This window comes from Geobacillus sp. BMUD (assembly GCF_013096845.1).
In the GTDB taxonomy this organism is placed as follows: domain Bacteria; phylum Bacillota; class Bacilli; order Bacillales; family Anoxybacillaceae; genus Geobacillus; species Geobacillus vulcani.
Genome location: NZ_SDLA01000001.1, coordinates 121,889 through 138,891, shown reverse-complemented (window position 1 = coordinate 138,891; position 17,003 = coordinate 121,889). Strand labels below are relative to the sequence as shown.

General features: G+C 54.5%; 14 protein-coding genes. 3 read left to right on the top strand and 11 right to left on the bottom strand.

Annotated elements, in window-relative coordinates:
• Positions 1-5: 5 nt before the first annotated feature.
• The 8 genes from ETC05_RS00635 to ETC05_RS00600 all read right to left on the bottom strand — a co-directional run bounded on the left by ETC05_RS00635 (position 6) and on the right by ETC05_RS00600 (position 10,858).
• Positions 6-788 carry an SDR family oxidoreductase gene (locus ETC05_RS00635; protein WP_171660162.1) on the bottom strand — a complete coding sequence of 261 codons (783 nt, stop codon included), beginning with the start codon at positions 786-788 and terminating at the stop codon, positions 6-8.
• A gap of 19 nt (positions 789-807) precedes the next feature.
• Positions 808-2,019, bottom strand: a complete 1,212-nt coding sequence (locus tag ETC05_RS00630) for an acyl-CoA dehydrogenase (protein ID WP_031404772.1) — start codon at positions 2,017-2,019, stop codon at positions 808-810.
• Between the two features lie 118 nt (positions 2,020-2,137).
• Positions 2,138-3,004 (bottom strand): NAD(P)-dependent oxidoreductase, encoded by an 867-nt coding sequence (locus tag ETC05_RS00625; protein WP_171660161.1) that lies wholly within the window; start codon positions 3,002-3,004, stop codon positions 2,138-2,140.
• A 137-nt stretch (positions 3,005-3,141) separates the two neighbouring features.
• A complete protein-coding gene (locus ETC05_RS00620) occupies positions 3,142-3,927 on the bottom strand; it encodes an SDR family oxidoreductase (protein ID WP_171660160.1) in 786 nt (261 codons plus the stop codon).
• A 103-nt stretch (positions 3,928-4,030) separates the two neighbouring features.
• Positions 4,031-4,249, bottom strand: coding sequence for a hypothetical protein (locus ETC05_RS00615; protein WP_031404779.1), 219 nt, complete (start codon positions 4,247-4,249; stop codon positions 4,031-4,033).
• A gap of 119 nt (positions 4,250-4,368) precedes the next feature.
• Positions 4,369-5,628, bottom strand: coding sequence for a 2-oxoglutarate dehydrogenase complex dihydrolipoyllysine-residue succinyltransferase (odhB, locus tag ETC05_RS00610; protein ID WP_171660159.1), 1,260 nt, complete (start codon positions 5,626-5,628; stop codon positions 4,369-4,371).
• Between the two features lie 31 nt (positions 5,629-5,659).
• Positions 5,660-8,512, bottom strand: a complete 2,853-nt coding sequence (locus tag ETC05_RS00605) for a 2-oxoglutarate dehydrogenase E1 component (protein WP_031404782.1) — start codon at positions 8,510-8,512, stop codon at positions 5,660-5,662.
• Between the two features lie 369 nt (positions 8,513-8,881).
• The gene (locus ETC05_RS00600; RefSeq protein WP_031404785.1) at positions 8,882-10,858 is read right to left on the bottom strand and encodes a methyl-accepting chemotaxis protein; all 1,977 of its coding nucleotides are present in this window, start codon (positions 10,856-10,858) and stop codon (positions 8,882-8,884) included.
• Positions 10,859-11,009: 151 nt separating this feature from the next.
• Here ETC05_RS00600 and ETC05_RS00595 point away from each other — a divergent pair, with 151 nt between their 5' ends.
• From ETC05_RS00595 to yyaC, 3 genes are all read left to right on the top strand, one after another.
• The gene (locus ETC05_RS00595; protein ID WP_031404787.1) at positions 11,010-11,207 is read left to right on the top strand and encodes a YbxH family protein; all 198 of its coding nucleotides are present in this window, start codon (positions 11,010-11,012) and stop codon (positions 11,205-11,207) included.
• 263 nt (positions 11,208-11,470) lie between these two features.
• A complete protein-coding gene (locus ETC05_RS00590; protein WP_171660158.1) occupies positions 11,471-12,139 on the top strand; it encodes a GNAT family N-acetyltransferase in 669 nt (222 codons plus the stop codon).
• A 90-nt stretch (positions 12,140-12,229) separates the two neighbouring features.
• On the top strand, positions 12,230-12,781 hold the full coding sequence (yyaC, locus tag ETC05_RS00585; protein WP_171660157.1) for a spore protease YyaC: 552 nt from the start codon (positions 12,230-12,232) through the stop codon (positions 12,779-12,781).
• 45 nt (positions 12,782-12,826) lie between these two features.
• Here the strand turns inward: yyaC and ptsP are convergent, their stop codons facing one another.
• The 3 genes from ptsP to ptsG all read right to left on the bottom strand — a co-directional run bounded on the left by ptsP (position 12,827) and on the right by ptsG (position 16,935).
• Positions 12,827-14,548: a phosphoenolpyruvate--protein phosphotransferase gene (gene ptsP / locus ETC05_RS00580; RefSeq protein ID WP_171660156.1), complete on the bottom strand. Its 1,722-nt coding sequence runs from the start codon at positions 14,546-14,548 to the stop codon at positions 12,827-12,829.
• Positions 14,548-14,814: a phosphocarrier protein HPr gene (locus ETC05_RS00575; RefSeq protein ID WP_011230496.1), complete on the bottom strand. Its 267-nt coding sequence runs from the start codon at positions 14,812-14,814 to the stop codon at positions 14,548-14,550. Before ETC05_RS00575 ends, ptsP begins: the two co-directional genes overlap by 1 nt.
• 105 nt (positions 14,815-14,919) lie before the next feature.
• Positions 14,920-16,935: a glucose-specific PTS transporter subunit IIBC gene (ptsG, locus tag ETC05_RS00570; RefSeq protein ID WP_171660155.1), complete on the bottom strand. Its 2,016-nt coding sequence runs from the start codon at positions 16,933-16,935 to the stop codon at positions 14,920-14,922.
• Between the last annotated feature and the right edge of the window lie 68 nt (positions 16,936-17,003).

Below are 17,003 nucleotides of genomic sequence, written 5' to 3'. Positions count from 1 at the left end.
TTTGATTACATTCCAGCGGCATGGCTGCCGCCATCAACGACAAGAAGCGCGCCGGTGACAAACGCGGAGGCCGGAGAGGCCAAGAACAGGACCGCGCCTTTTAAGTCATCGTCGCCGCCGAAACGGCCGAGCGGCGTATGCTCGAGCACTTTTTGTCCAACATGCTGAAGGACGACTTGTGACATTTTCGTCGGGAAAAAGCCCGGCGCTACCGCGTTGACGCGAATGCCGTGTTTTCCCCATTTGGCGGCCAAGTCTTTCGTGAACGTAATGACCGCCCCTTTGCTCGTGTTGTAGCCGATCGTATTCAAAATGTCCGGATGCGTGCCGCCAAGGCCGGCGACCGACGCGATATTGACAATGGCGCCGCCTGTTTGTTTGGCGATCATCACCTTGCCGACCGCCTGACTCATTAAAAACGTGCCGGTGACGTTGACGTTGAGCACCTTTTGCCATGCCTCAAGCGGCATTTCCTCGACCGGCGCCCCCCACGTCGCCCCGCTGTTGTTGACTAAAATGTCGATGCCGCCGAACTCGTTGACGGTCGTTTCGACGACCTGTTTGACCTCCTCTGGATTCGTCACATCGCACCGCAATGCGAGCGAACGGACGCCGAGCTGTTCCAGCTTTTCTTTTACTTGCTCGCACGCCTCAACCTTGCGCGAGCAGACGACGACGTTCGCTCCAGCCTCGGCGAGGCCGATGGCGATTTGCTCACCGAGCCCGCGCCCGCCGCCCGTCACGATGGCGGTTTTTCCTTCGATTTTGAATAAATCCAGCACATGCATAAGCTCCTCTTCCTCTCCCTTATGGTTGGTATTGCCGCAATTCAAGCTTCGCCACTTGCTCTTTGTGCACTTCGTCCGGCCCGTCAGCCAAACGAAGCGTGCGCGAGTTCGCCCACATGGCAGCAAGCGGAAAATCGTTGCTCACCCCGGCGGCGCCAAACGCCTGAATGGCACGGTCGATGACGTTGAGGGCAACGTTGGGCGCGACCACTTTGATCATCGCAATTTCTTTGCGCGCCGCTTTGTTGCCGACCGTATCCATCATGTACGCCGCCTTGAGCGTCAACAGGCGCGCCTGCTCGATTTCAATGCGCGACTGGGCGATCCACTCGCGGATGACGCCGTGTTCAGCGAGCGGTTTGCCGAACGCCACCCGCGACTGCACGCGGCGGCACATGAGTTCAAGCGCCCGCTCCGCTGCACCAATCAAGCGCATGCAATGGTGGATCCGCCCCGGGCCAAGCCGGCCTTGAGCGATGGCGAACCCTTTTCCTTCGCCCCAAATGATGTTTTCCTTGGGCACGCGCACATGATCATACGTAATTTCGGCATGCCCGTGCGGCGCATGGTCAAAGCCGAACACCGGCAGCATCCGCTCGATTTTCACGCCCGGCGTATCAAGCGGAACGATGATCATCGACTGCTGTTCATGTTTTGGCGCATCGGGGTTCGTCTTTCCCATGACGATGGCGACTTTGCAGCGCGGGTCGCCGGCCCCGGATGACCACCATTTCCGTCCGGTGATGACATACTCATCGCCGTCGCGAACGATCGAAGCGCGAATGTTCGTCGCATCGCTCGACGCCACATCCGGCTCCGTCATCGAAAAGCACGAGCGGATTTCTCCGTTCAAGAGCGGGATGAGCCACTTTTTCTTTTGCTCCTCTGTGCCGTAGCGGACGAGCACTTCCATGTTGCCGGTATCGGGCGCATTGCAGTTGAACACTTCCGGGGCGATGAGCGAACGGCCCATGATTTCGCAAAGCGGCGCGTACTCGACATTCGTTAATCCCGCGCCGTATTCGCTGTCTGGCAAAAACAAATTCCAAAGCCCTTCTTTTTTCGCCTTTTCCTTCAATTCTTCGATGATCGGCGGCACGCCGGCCCATCTCGACTCTTGGGCGTTCAGCTGCTCCTCATACACCTTCTCGTTCGGATAAATGTACTCTTCCATGAAAGCGCTTAATTTTTTGATCAACTCTTTCACTTTGGGCGAATAGGAAAAGTCCATCTGCTCCCCTCCCTTTTATACTAACCGGTTGGTATGTCTTTCTACTTTTACTATACCTCTAAGAGAAGAAATATTCAATATTTTTAGAAATGGAAAACAGGGCGAACAACCGCCCCGCTTATGCCTGAACATACCGCTTGTATAACGCTTGCGTGCCGCTGTTTTCCTCACCGGCTTGCGCCAACTCTTCGTACAGTTGTTTCGCCAGCGAAAGCCCCGGCAGCGGCAAATTCATCCGCTCCGCTTCGTCGAGCGCAATGTTCATATCTTTGAGGAAATGCTTAATATAAAATCCGGGCGCAAAATCGCCGGCAAGCATGCGCGGCGCCAAGTTGCTCAGCGACCAGCTGCCGGCCGCTCCCTTGGAGATGCTTTGCAACACTTTCATCGGATCCAATCCCGCCCGCTTGGCATAGGCGATCGCCTCGCACACCCCGATCATGTTCGTGGCAATGGCGATTTGGTTGCACATTTTCGTGTGCTGGCCAGCTCCCGCTTTCCCTTGCAAAATGATGTTAGTTCCGAGCCGCTCAAGGATCGGCTTGCACGCCAAAAACACGTCTTCATCACCGCCGACCATAATCGTCAACGTTCCTTCGCGCGCGCCGATGTCGCCGCCGGACACCGGGGCGTCCAACGCATAAATGCCTTTTTGCTTGGCCGCCTCGTAAATCGATTGCGCGAGCGTTGGCGTTGACGTCGTCATATCGATGACGTATGTTCCCGGCCGTGCGTTTTCCAAAATGCCGCCCTCGCCAAAATACACTTGCTCGACATCGTGCGGATAGCCGACCATCGTCATGACGACATCCGCCTCCCGCGCCAAATCAGCAACCGTTTCCTTCCAAACTGCTCCCTCTTGAAGCAAGTCTTCCGCCTTTTCTTTCGTGCGCGTGTAAGCCAGAAGTGGATAGCCTGCCTTCAGCAAGTGGCGCGCCATGCTTTTCCCCATGACGCCAAGGCCGATGAATCCGATTGTTTTCATGTTGTTTCTCCCCTCCGATCCGCTTTGGCGGGTGTTGGTCAAGGGCGAATCTGGCTTCTCCACCTATCCCACGATGCTCAATGAGATGGTTTGCGCGCAGATTTCATGACCGTTTTGACGCTACCGATCCGCTCCGCTTAGATGGCCTTCACCATGCCGCCATCGACAATGAGCGCTTGACCAGTAACGTACGAATTCGCTTCGGACAACAAGAAGACGACGACATTGGCAAACTCTTCCGGGGTCCCGTAGCGGCCGAGCGGAATGGCGCTTTTCATGCGCGCTTCCATTTCTTCTTTCGTAATGCCTAGTTTCTCGGCATTCACTTTGTCCAAAAAGGCGACGCGCTCCGTCGCGATCCGACCAGGAGCCACCGTATTGATTAAAATGCCATCCGGAGCGAGCTCCACAGCAAGCGTTTTCGTCAGTCCAACGATGCCAGTGCGGAACGTGTTGGATAAAATCAGTCCCGGAATCGGCTCTTTAATCGATGATGAGGCGATGTTGACAATTTTTCCTCCCTTTTTCTTTAAGTAAGGGAGCACTTCGCGAATGAGGCGAATATAGCTCAATAAATTGAGCTCGAACGCATGTTGCCAGTCTTCGTCGCTCACTGTTTCAAACGTTCCCGCCGGAGGGCCGCCAGCGTTGTTGACGAGCAAATCGATCGTTCCAAACGTCTCCACTGTTTTGGCGACCAGCTGGCGAATGTCGTCGGCGTTGGTGACATCTGTGCGCGTATAAGCGACGCGCCCCTTATGTAAACCGTTCAGCTCCTCAGCAACCTGCTGCAGTTTTTCTTCGCTTCGGCTCGTGATCATCACGTTCGCCCCTTCGAGCACAAGCGCCCGGGCGATCGCCTTGCCGAGCCCTTGGCTTGAGGCGGCGACCAACGCCGTTTTTCCCGCCAATCCAAGTTCCATACGAATCCCTCCAACAAAAGAAATCATGTTAAATACTTTTATTCGCCTTCATTCGCCATTTTCCTTCTTTCGGCGAGCGAAAAAAAGTGATCCGCCTGGCGAATCACTTCTGTTCAAAAAACGACTGAAATCGTTTCATCTCATCCTCAATGTTCAGACAGTCGACGTGGAACGGATTCGGATTGGCTGCCTGCATCGGGTCAGCGTCCGTCCGCACCCCAATCGCCTCGGCGCCGTCAGCGGTCGCATCGTTGATGGCGCTTTCGCGGGCGCCGTCACGGTAAAACATGTGCGGGTGATCGTTTCGTCCACGCTCTGGCATCGAATCTCCTCCTTTTTTCCAGTAGTTTTCCGTAAGACAAGGAAAATCATTCACCAGCTTGCCATGGCCGGCGAAAAAGAAGGAGCCCGCACATCGCAGGCTCCTCTTTTCCTTCCTAATCAGCTTTCCAGCAGCAAATCTTCCGGATTTTCGATCAAGTCTTTCACCGTTTTTAAGAATCCAACCGCTTCTTTGCCGTCAATAATGCGGTGATCGTACGACAAAGCAACGTACATCATCGGCCGGTTTTCAATCCGCTCTTCATCGATGGCGACCGGGCGCAACTTGATGGCATGCATGCCTAAAATGCCGACTTGCGGCCCGTTGAGAAGCGGGGTCGATAGAAGCGAGCCGAACACACCGCCGTTCGTGATCGTAAACGTGCCGCCTTGCAAATCGGCGAGCGACAGTTTGTTGCTCCGCGCTTTTGCGGCCAATTCGGCAATGTCGCGCTCAATTTCGGCGAAGCTTTTCCGGTCGCAGTCGCGCACAACCGGGACGACAAGCCCTTCGTCCGTCGACACGGCAACGCCGATATCATAATACTTTTTCAACAAAATTTCATCGCCTTGAATTTCCGCGTTGACGTACGGATATTTTTTCAGCGCAGCGACAGCCGCTTTGACGAAAAACGACATAAAGCCAAGGCGAACGTCATGCTCTTCGAAAAATTTATCTTTTTTCCGCTTGCGCAAATCGATGACCGCGGACATATCAATTTCGTTGAACGTCGTCAACATCGCGGTCGTTTGCGTCACTTCCAGCAACCGTTTAGCAATCGTTTGCCGGCGGCGCGACATTTTTTCGCGAATGACCGGCTTGCCGGCCTCAGCGGCTGGAACGGCGGCCGGCGTCGACGCCGGGGCGGCCTGCGAAGCCGGCTGGGGTGCGGCGGCCGTTTGGGCGGCAAATGAAGCGACATCTTGTTTGCGCACGCGCCCGAGCGGATCGGCGGTCGGCACTTGGGTCAAATCAATGCCTTTTTCGCGCGCCATTTTTCGAGCGGCCGGCGAAGCAATCGGGCGTTGCCCGGAAACTTGGACCGCGGCAACTGGCTGCGGCGCCGTCTCTTCAGCTTGGTTGACCGGCGCAGCCGGTTTTGGTTCATCGGCCGGCTGCGGAGCAACCGAAGGAGCGGCCGCCGCTCCTTCGCCGATGATGGCGATCGCTTGGCCAACCGCGACCGTATCGCCCTCATTGGCCAGCAGCTGTTGCAAAACGCCCGACTCTTCCGCCATAATTTCCACGTTCACTTTATCCGTTTCAAGCTCGCAAATCGATTCTCCTTTTTCCACATAGTCGCCCGGTTTTTTCAGCCATTGGGCGATCGTTCCCTCCGTGATGGATTCTGCTAATTCTGGGACTTTGATCTCAGCCACGTTGATGCCCTCCTCAAATGTTCCGTAGTCGTCACTCATGCTTCGTCAATGCGCAACGGATGATGCGTTCCTGCTCTTTCCGGTGAACGACCGGATCGCCTTCCGCCGGGCTCGCCCGCCGGCGCCGCCCGATATAGCTGACATCGACGCCGTCGGGGGCCAAGGCCCGCAGGCGCGGTTCCATGTACGTCCAAGCGCCCATATTTTTCGGTTCTTCTTGCACCCAGACGATCTCTTTGACGTTCGGATAGCGGGCGATGATGTCTCTCACCGCTTCCTCTGGGAACGGGTACAGCTCTTCGATGCGCACGAGATGCAGCCAGTCGAGCCCTTCCATTTTGCCGATTTGTTCCGCCAAATCGATCATCAATTTGCCGGTGCCAAACACGATGCGTTCTACTTTGCCGGCGTCAGCGCCCAATCCCGGCTGTTCGAGCACCGGCGAGAACGCGCCGTCAACGAGCGCCTCCGCATCCGATGCGGCAAGTGGATGACGGAGCAGGCTTTTTGGCGTCATGATGATGAGCGGGCGCACCTCTTCTCGTTTCAGTAAAGCCGCTTGCCGCCGCAAAATGTGGAAATATTGCGCCGCTGTCGATAAGTTCGCGACTGTCCAGTTGTTTTCCGCCGCCAGTTGCAAAAACCGCTCGACGCGGCCGCTTGAATGTTCAGGCCCTTGCCCTTCGTAGCCGTGCGGCAAGAGCATGACAAGCCCGGATTTTTGCCCCCATTTCGCTCGGCCAGATGAAATGAATTGATCAAACATCACTTGCGCCATGTTGGCGAAGTCGCCAAATTGCGCTTCCCAAAGCACGAGCGTCTCCGGCGCGTAAACGTTGTAGCCGTATTCATAGCCAAGCACGGCGGCTTCCGTCAGCGGGCTGTTGTACACAACAAACGACGCTTTGGCCCCACTGATGTGGTGAAGCGGCACATACTCTTCTCCGGTTTTCACGTCATGGAGCACCAAATGGCGCTGCGCAAACGTGCCGCGCTGCGAATCTTGTCCGGTCAAGCGGATCGGCACGCCGTCTTGCAAAATCGTGGCGAACGCTAAAATTTCCGCATGCGCCCAATCGACTTTGCCGTTTTGCGCAAACACGCCGCTTCGCCGTTTTAAAATGCGCTCAAGCTTGGTAAAGACATTGAATCCGTCCGGAAACTGCAGCAACTCTTCGTTCACACGATGGAGCACATCTTTTGCCACGCCCGTTTTCACTTCCGGCAGCCGATCGACGACCGGTTTGGGCGGATCCATGATGAAATCAAGCTCGTCTTCGTTTTTCGGCACCCTCTCGTAAGCGATTTTCAGCCGTTCAGCCACCTCCTGCTCCATTTCCTCGACGTCCCGCTCGGTGATGATCCCTTTTTCCATCAATTTTTGCGCATACAGCTGGCGCACGGTCGGATGTTGGTTGATGATCGCGTACATCGTCGGGTTCGTCGCCATCGGTTCATCCATTTCATTATGGCCGAAACGGCGGTAGCCGATTAGATCAATGACAAAGTCTTTTTTAAACCGCTGGCGGTAGGCAAAGGCCAAACACGCCGCCGCCAGACAAGCTTCCGGATCATCGGCGTTGACATGCACGATCGGCACCTCAAACCCTTTCGCCATATCGGAAGCGTACGTCGTCGAGCGCGAATCGTAGCTTTCCGTCGTAAAGCCGATCATGTTGTTGGCGATGATATGGATCGTGCCACCGGTCGTATAGCCGCGCAGCTGGCTTAAGTTGAGCGTTTCCGCGACGATCCCTTGTCCCGGGAACGCTGCGTCGCCGTGAATCAAGATGGCAAACGACGCATCGGTATTTTGCGCCGGCATACCCGGTTTCGTCCGATCTTCTTGCGCGGCGCGCGTGTAGCCAAGCACAACCGGGTTGACCACTTCGAGATGGCTTGGGTTGTTCGCGAGTGTAATCCGCATCGTATGCGCGCTCTTATTGCGCAAGCGGCGCGCCGCCCCCAAGTGATATTTCACGTCCCCTGTCCACCCATACGTGATCGCCACTGACCCTTCGGACGGAATAAAGTTTTTGCTTTCCGCGTGCTGAAACTCGGCGAAAATCATTTCGTACGGCTTGCCGAGCACGTGAGCCAGCACGTTCAACCGGCCGCGGTGCGCCATGCCGATGTTGACAGCGTCGATTTCATGTTCAATCGCCTGGCGGACGAGTTCATCCAAAAGCGGCACCATGGCGTCAAGCCCTTCGATCGAAAACCGCTTTTGCCCGACGTACGTCCGGTGGATGAATTTTTCAAACCCTTCCACTTCCGTCAGGCGACGCAGCAATGCAACCCGCTCTTTGTTCGCCAAGCTCGGGTAATACGCTCCAGACTCGATTTGCTGAATGAGCCAGTTCCTCTCTTCGAGATTATGTACTTGCGAGAATTCGAACGCGATTTTGTCCGTGTAAATTTTGCGCAAATGCAGGATGGCATCCCAGCCGTTTTTGACATGAGCCGGAGCGTGGGGACAAAGAAACGCGACCGGAATACGCTTTAAATCCTCTTCCGTTAAATCGTATTCGTCAAGCTCCAAGCGGCGCAGCTTTTCCTTCGTTTTGACAAGCGGGTTTGTATCGGCAGCGAGATGACCGTAATGGCGAATGCTGTCCGCCAGCTTGACGGCAGCGACAAGTTTGCTGAAAATCGTCGGCGTCTCCGGCAACCGGAACGTTTGATGCGTTTTGGCTGCCTCGTCATCCGCAGGAGAAACCGGTTCTTCCAAGACCGGCGCCCCCCACTGTTCAAACAGTTGCTTCAGTTCCGGGTCGATGCTGTTAGGGTCATCGAGGTATTGTTCATACATTTCGATGACATAACCGAGGTTCGGCCCGTAAAACTGGCTCCACGGTTGAGCGTAGTTCGTCTGTTTTGCCATCGTGAAAAAACCTCCACCTCGTTTTCGCAACGCTCGGGATCGGCAACAGCTATGCGTGAAACTCCTCATGTAGCTGCCACTATTCCCGAACGCGCAGCAAAATAACGGTATAAACGTTTTCACTGTTTATTTTAGCACTATCGCCCACTAAAATCGATGAAGAAGCTGAAAAAATTTCACTCATTCTCATTGTATGAATAGAAAAAAAAGATCGTGACCTTTCTGCGATGGAACATCCATGATTTTCAGCAAACGCTGACCGGCCTTCATCCCCCCCACTTACGCGCCAATCGCGTGGAAGTGGGAGGCTTCTCGGCGGGAGATGATAAAAAAGACGTCCTGCTCTGCCGCCAGGACGCCTTCTGTTTTTTACGAGATCTTGAATTTCTCCACCAATTGTTTCAGCTGCCGGCTCATTTCGCTCAACGTCTCCGCCGACTCCGTCACCGTCGAAAGCGCCTGCAGTTGATCATCGGCCGAAGCGGCCACTTCCTCCGCCGCTGCCGCTGCTTGTTGGGCGATGGCAGCGATGTTTTGCATCGCTCCGACGACATCGTCTTTGCTCGCGTTCATCCGCTTTGCTTCCTCCATAATCTCAGCAAGCGCAGCGGCCACTTGCTCCATCATGCCAGTGATTTTGACAAATGAATCGCCGGTTGTGTGCACTGCTTCCCGTTGTTCGTCGTACGCCTGCTTGGAGCGGCCGACCGCCTCCATCACCAGCCCGGCTTGCTGCTGGATGGCAGCGATCGTCGCCCGGATCATCTCCGTTGCTTTCGCGGATTGTTCGGCCAGCTTGCGCACCTCATCGGCGACAACGGCAAACCCTTTGCCGTGCTCGCCAGCCCGAGCCGCCTCGATGCTGGCATTTAACGCCAGCAAATTCGTCTGTCCGGAAATGGCCGTGATCGTTTGAATGACGCCGTCAATTTCATCCATCTTTTTCACAAGGTCGTTAATGACATTTTCTACAGACTCGAGTTCATTTTTCGCTTCCTCTGATTTTTTCTGCAAGATGTTTAAATGCTCTAAGCCGTCATAGCTGGCGCTTTTCGTCTCATTGGAAAGCGACTCCATGCCAGCCGTCGCATTCGTGACCGCTTCGATTTGCTGCGACAGCGCCGTCGTCCGCTCATTGATCGTATCGAGGCTTCCCGCTTGATCGGTCGTTCCTTTGGCAATTTCGCCGATCGCTTTCGCCACTTGTTCGCTTGTGGCCATCGTTTCTTCCGAGACAGCACTCAAATGGTCAGCGGAAGCGGCCAATTCATTGACCGAGCGGTTCACTTCGCTGATCAGCATTCGCATATGGTCGATCATGTCATTGAAGTGGCGGGCGAGGCGGCCGATCTCATCTTTGGCAGTGACACGCGCTTGCACCGTCAAGTCGCCGCCCGCCGCCTTTTCGACTTGCTCTTGCAGCGCGGCAATCGGCCTTGTGATCGAACGCGCCAAGAAATAGACGGCAACAAGCGCTACAACGAGCGCAATGACGGTAATGACAAGCATGTTCTTCCCAATGGAACGGCTCATGGCGGCTAAGTCTGCTTCTTTATAGACGGCGCCGACCTTCCAGCCGAGCTCTGGAATGGTAGTGAAATACATGACCCGTTGTTCCCCGTCTAGTTCATATTCCCGCATCCCTTTTTTATGCTCGAGCATATAGCGGACCGTCGCATTTTTCGCCATATTTTTTCCTTTGTATTGCGGATGGACGACCGCCGTCCCTTTCGCATCAAACAGCACGGGGTATCCGTGATAGCCGACGTCGCTCGCATTGACAATTCTCGTCACGGTATCGAGCGTCATGTCGATGCCAATGACCGCAACAATGCGGCCGTTTTCACTCACCGCCTTGGCCAACGTTACAACGTTCTTGCCGGTAATGGCATCGACGTACGGTTCGGTCCACACGACTTCATCCGGACGTTTCATTGCTTCTTTATACCACGGTCGGCTCGTCGGATCGTATCCGTCTGGGAGCTCTGTCATCGGCGTGATGTACATTTTCTTCTGCTCGGTGCCAATATAGATGAATTGCACATTCTCATGCAGGCGCAAAAACGTACGAAACTGCTTTTCCATCTGCGGCCACGCTTTTTCATCGCTCACCATCTGCAAGGCGGACGGCGATTCACTAAACTGCACTAAGCTGTTTTCCTCGCTCTGAAAGCTGTCGCGAATATCGCCAAGCAATCCGTCAAGCGCCGTCTGCGCTCGATGTTTCACATCAGCGTCAACAAGCCGTTGCGTTTGCCAAACAACGATGAGCTGCGTCGCCGCCAACGAGATGATCAATAATAAGGCCATCAAGACGATCAATTTGCTGCGCAACGTTCGAAACACTCGCTATTTCTCCCCTCTGTTTCCTCTTTTTTGTCGAACTATGTTTCATTATAAAAGGACAATCGTCCTCCGTCTATAGGATTAGCTTCTTAATTCATACATAGAGGGCCACCGTGTGCGAGACAATAAACTAGAGGCAGGTGAAAGGATGATGGGGGCCATCGAACACGAAGGATATCGCTTTGAGATCGAATACAGCGTTCTGTTGCAAAAAGGGGCGCTGCACGTCTACCGTGACGGTGAATGGATCGAGGAAATCGTCTTTCCGTTTCACGGCCAAAAGCCAGACGAACAGCAGATCGAAGCATTGATCAGCGAATACGTGAAACAACACGGCCACAGCCGCTAACAGCGGCTGTTTTCTTTTCTGCGCCATCAGCAAGCGGTAAGTTTCATCCCCCGGGTAAAGGGCCAACCGCGCTGCCTATGGAACTTTTCTGCAAAAATCCCGCTGGCAAGCGGTCATGTTCATCCCGTGGTGGAGAGCAGTTCGTGCTAACTTTTCCGCACCCCATCGGCAAACGGTCGGTTTCCTCTTGGATGAACCTTTTCTTGGCGTCTTTTCTAGCTTTCGGTTATGATGAAGGTAAAACGAACGAAAGGGGGATCGGCGTGTACAAGAAACGGCTATACGTCTTTGACGGCGACACGCCGCGGCAAGCCGTCATCCGCAACTATATGAAAAGCGATTTTTCCGCCCTCATCCGCGTGCAACAAGAAAGTTTTCCGCCTCCGTTTCCGTCCGAACTATGGTGGAACGAGGCGCAGCTTGAAAACCATGTCACCTTGTTTCCCGAAGGGGCGCTATGCGTCGAAGTCGATGGGCGCATCGTCGGATCCATGACCGGGCTCATCGTCGACTTTGACCCGAACCATGCCGACCATACATGGGAAGAAATAACCGACGGCGGTTATATTCGCAACCATCGCCCGGACGGCAACACACTGTATGTCGTTGACATTTGCGTCTCGCCGCCGTACCGGAAACTCGGCCTTGGCAAGTGGCTCATGCAGTCGATGTATGAAGTGGTCGTTCATCTCGGTCTCGACCGGCTGCTCGGCGGCGGACGGATGCCCGGTTATCACCGCTATGCGAACGAACTGTCCCCGGAAGAGTACATTCGCAAAGTGACGGCCGGTGAATTAAAAGACCCGGTCATTACGTTTTTGCTTCGCTGCGGGCGCACACCGCTTGCGATTGTCCGCAACTATTTAGAAGACGAAGAATCGCTCAACCATGCTGTGTTAATGGAGTGGCGCAATCCGTTTAAGCAAACATAGGGAAAAATTTTCAATCCTGAAAAGAAAGGAATCGCCGGCAGCGGTCGCGAATAAGAAAGCGAGAACAGAGACGGAAAGGACTCGTAAGCGATGAGACCGATTCCCTACAGCGATCCACTCGCCCCTTTGCTGATTCGCAATGAACTGTTTTCCTTGCTGCCGGCGCACATCGGCCATCTGACCGTTGTTTGCATCGGCAGCAACCGCATTAACGGCGACAGTTTAGGCCCGTTTGTCGGCACGTTGCTTGAAAACGCCTATCCCGATCATTTGACGGTGATCGGCACGCTTAAGCGTCCGGTCGACGCCACGAACATTGTGCGTGTACATCAACAGTTGCTCAAAAATCCGAATTCCTATGTGCTGGCCGTTGACAGCATCGTCGGCCCGCGACCGTTTGTCCATACGATCGCCATTCGCCCCGGCGCGCTCGCCCCCGGCACCGGACTTGGCCATTCCCTTCCATCGATCGGCGATCTCAGCATCATGGGCGTTATGATGGAAGACACGGCTGATATCACTGCACTTCCGTACACGAATTTGCACGTTGTCTACCAAATGGCGAAAGCGATCGCGTTAGGCCTTTCGCTCACCGTTCGCCAGCGATATGGCTATGCACCGTCTGCCCCCCTGTTGGCGTAAACGAAGACAAAAAAAGAAGCGCGACGAATGCCGCCACGCTTTCGCTCAAGCAAGGAAGAAGGTTTGTTTGACAAAGGCTACAACCTCTTCGGCGGTGCCGAGCGACAGCACCGTCTCTTTGATGCGGGCCGCCTCTTCTTTCGCCAGCTGTTTCAACTGGGCGCGCGCCGGCAAAATCGAGGTGGCGCTCATGCTGAACTCATCAAGGCCAAGGGCAAGCAAAATCGGAATAGCGATCGGGTCGCCGGCCATTTCTCCGCACATCCCGACCCATTTTCCTTCGCGATGGGCAGCGTCGATGACGTGGCTGATGAGCCGCAAAATCGCTGGATTGTACGGTTGATATAAATACGAAACGCGCTCATTCATCCGGTCGGCCGCCATCGTATATTGGATTAAATCGTTTGTGCCAATGCTGAAAAAGTCCACTTCTTTCGCAAACTGATCAGCCATGACGGCGGCAGCCGGAATTTCCACCATCATGCCGACTTCAATCCCATCGGCGACCGGGACGCCTTGGCGGAGAAGCGCTTCTTTTTCTTCGAGCAAAATCGCTTTCGCTTGGCGGAATTCATCGAGCGTCGCAATCATCGGGAACATGATTTTCAAATTGCCGTGCACGCTCGCCCGAAGCAAGGCGCGCAACTGTGTGCGGAACATGTCTTGCATTTCCAGGCAAAGGCGAATGGCTCGAAACCCTAAAAACGGGTTCATCTCTTTCGGCAAATGCAGATACGGAAGCTCCTTGTCGCCGCCAATGTCAAGCGTTCGGACGACAACCGGCTTGCCGTTCATCTGTTCAAGCACCGTTTTGTAGGCCGCAAACTGTTCATCTTCCGTCGGCAGCTCCGAGCGTCCCATGTATAAAAACTCCGTCCGATACAATCCGATCCCTTCCGCCCCGTTGGCTAACGCTCCTTTTACATCGTCCGGCGTGCCGATGTTGGCCGCCAGCTCGACGTGGACGCCGTCGGCCGTCACCGTCGGCTCATGGACGAGTTTGGCCCATTCCGCTTTTTGCTCCTCATAGCGAGCCCGCTTCTCTTCATAACGCGCAAGCAACTCCGGCGACGGATTGACGACGACTTGACCGTCAAGCCCATCGACGATGACAATGTCGCCGTTTTGCACTTCCGCCGTAATCGCCTTCGTGCCGACGACAGCTGGGATCTCGAGCGAGCGGGCCATAATGGCCGAGTGCGATGTTCGTCCGCCGATGTCGGTGGCAAATCCTTTCACATATTGACGGTTCAGCTGCGCCGTATCGGATGGCGTCAAATCTTCAGCGATAATGACGACTTCCTCAGAAATGAGGCTCGGGTTCGAGATCGTGACACCGAGCAGATGGGCGAGGACGCGCTTCGTTACATCGCGGATATCGGCGGCCCGCTCTTTCATATACTCATTGTCCATGCCTTCAAACATGGAAATGAAAAACGATGCCGTTTCATGGAGTGCGTATTCCGCATTCACTTGTTCCGTTTTGATTTTTTCCTTAATGGGATTCAGCAGTTCTGGGTCGTCAAGCACAAGCAAATGAGCGGCAAAAATCGCGGCTTTGTCTTCGCCTAGCTTTTCCAAGGCATGCTGTTTGATGGCTTCCAACTCTTCTTTTGCTTTGGCGACCGCCGCCTCAAGCCGCGCAATTTCCGCCTCGACGTCGGCGACCGTTCGTTTTTCGGCCACCAAATGAGGCGTTTCCAAGCGGTATGCCTTGGCGATGGCGATGCCGCTTGAAGCGGCGATGCCATGAATCGTCTTTTCCATTATTCTGCAAGGCCTTCCTTTGCCAACGTATCGGTTAACGCCGCCATTGCTTCTGCCGCATCGGCCCCTTCTGCCGTGATTTTGATCGTTGCCCCTTTCGGAATGCCTAACGACATGACGCCCATGATTGATTTCAAGTTCACCGTTTTGCCGTTGTACTCAAGCTGGATTTCGCTGTTGAATTTGCTCGCCGTTTGCACCAAAATCGTCGCCGGACGAGCGTGGATGCCGGAATCTGAAACAACTTTGAACGTTTTTTCTGCCATCGTTCATCAATCCCCTTTTCTACAATTTTTCTTTGCCATCATATCAAATACAGGTGCGGAGAGGCAACGGAAAATGCTTGGCCCCTCTCCGCCGCCAAAAACGATTTATTGGATCGCCACGACGTCTTCGCCGCGGACGACTTCGCCTTGTTTGTTGATACGCACCGTTTCGCCAGCTTGGAGATTCGTGAAAATCACCGGCGTGACGATCGATGGCGCGTTCTGTTTTACATAATCAAGGTCGACGCGCAAAATCGGTTGCCCTTTTTTCACTTCATCGCCTTCCTTGACAAGCGCTTCAAACCCTTGACCGTTCAGCTTCACCGTGTCGATGCCGACATGGATCAAAATTTCATGCCCGCCCGCCGACTGAATGCCAATGGCGTGCTTCGTCGGAAATACATTGATGATTTTGCCATCAACCGGAGAGGCGACCGTGCCGTCCGTTGGCATGACCGCGAAGCCGTCGCCCATCATTTTTTGCGAAAACACTTGGTCCGGCACTTCAGCAAGCGGAACCATTTCTCCGGACATCGGCGAAGCGATCGTTTCGGACTTCGCAGCTTCCGGGGCCGCTGTTTTCGGCTTCTCTTCCGCCCTTGCCGGCGCTTTTCCTTGCATGATGTCTTGAATTTGCCCTTTTAACATATCTGATTTCGGGCCGAAAATGGCTTGCACGTTGTTGCCGACTTCAAGCACCCCGGCAGCGCCGAGCGCTTTCAACCGGTCTTTATCGACCCGGCCGATATCATGGACCGAAACGCGCAAACGCGTAATGCACGCGTCCAAATGTTCGATGTTTTCCTTTCCGCCAAGGGCGGCGAGCACTTCGTACGGCAGATCGCCAGCGGCGGCTGCCTCGGCTTTCGGTGCTTCCTCGACCGTTTTTTCCCGGCCCGGCGTCGCCAAATCCCATTTGCGGATCGCAAAGCGGAATCCGAAATAATAAATCACGGCAAACGCCAAGCCGACCGGAATGACGAGCCACCATGCCGTCCGGTTTGGCAGAACGCCAAACAGCAAGAAGTCAATGACCCCGCCGGAGAAGGTCATCCCGATTTTGACGTTCAACAGGTGCATGATCATAAACGACAAGCCGGCAAAGACGCAGTGAATGGCAAACAGCGCTGGGGCGACAAACAAGAACGAAAATTCGATCGGCTCGGTAATCCCGGTCAAAAATGATGTCAACGCGGCTGATCCCATGATGCCGGCAACGACTTTTTTGTTTTCCGGCCGCGCTTCATGGTAGATCGCGAGCGCCGCTGCCGGGAGACCGAACATCATAAACGGGAACTTCCCGGTCATGAACGTGCCGGCCGTCAATTTGACCCCGTCTTTTAGTTGCTCGAAAAAGATTTTTTGATCGCCATGGACCACTTGCCCGGCTTTATTGACGTAATGACCAAATTCAAACCAAAACGGTGCATAGAAAATATGATGCAACCCAAACGGAATGAGCGCCCGTTCGATGACGCCGAAAATGAACGCGGCCAACGTTTTGTTCGCATCAATCATATTGTGCGAGAACGCATTTAACCCGTGCTGAATCGGCGGCCAAACGAATGTCATGATAATGCCAAGCACGACTGCGGACGCCGCCGTCACGATCGGCACGAACCGCTTGCCGGCGAAAAAGCCAAGATATTGCGGCAGTTCGATATTGAAATATTTGTTGTACATGTATGCGGCCAAAATCCCGACGATAATCCCGCCAAAGACACCGGTTTGCAGCGTCGGGATGCCGAGAATATTGGCGTACGACGGATCGGCGCCGATCATATCGGAAGTCACGCCTAAGATCACGCTCATCGTCACATTCATAATCAAGTAGCCGATGATCGCCGCCAAGCCCGCGACCCCGTCCCCGCCGGCAAGGCCGATCGCCACACCAACCGCAAACAAGAGCGACAAGTTGGAGAAGACGATGCCGCCTGCTTGCTCCATAACGTTGGAAATGAGCACGATCCAGTCGGCTTTGAGTGCCGGAATTTTGTCAGTAAGCGCCGGGTTTTTCAAGGCGTTGCCAAGTGCCAACAAAATCCCGGCCGCCGGCAAGATCGCCACCGGCAGCATGAGCGCTTTCCCGACCTTTTGCAACGTGCCAAACGCTCGTTTCATCTTCATAACCTCCTTTAGTTTCCTTTTCTTAAGTTTTGCAGCAAACAGCCGATTCATGTACCGAAAAT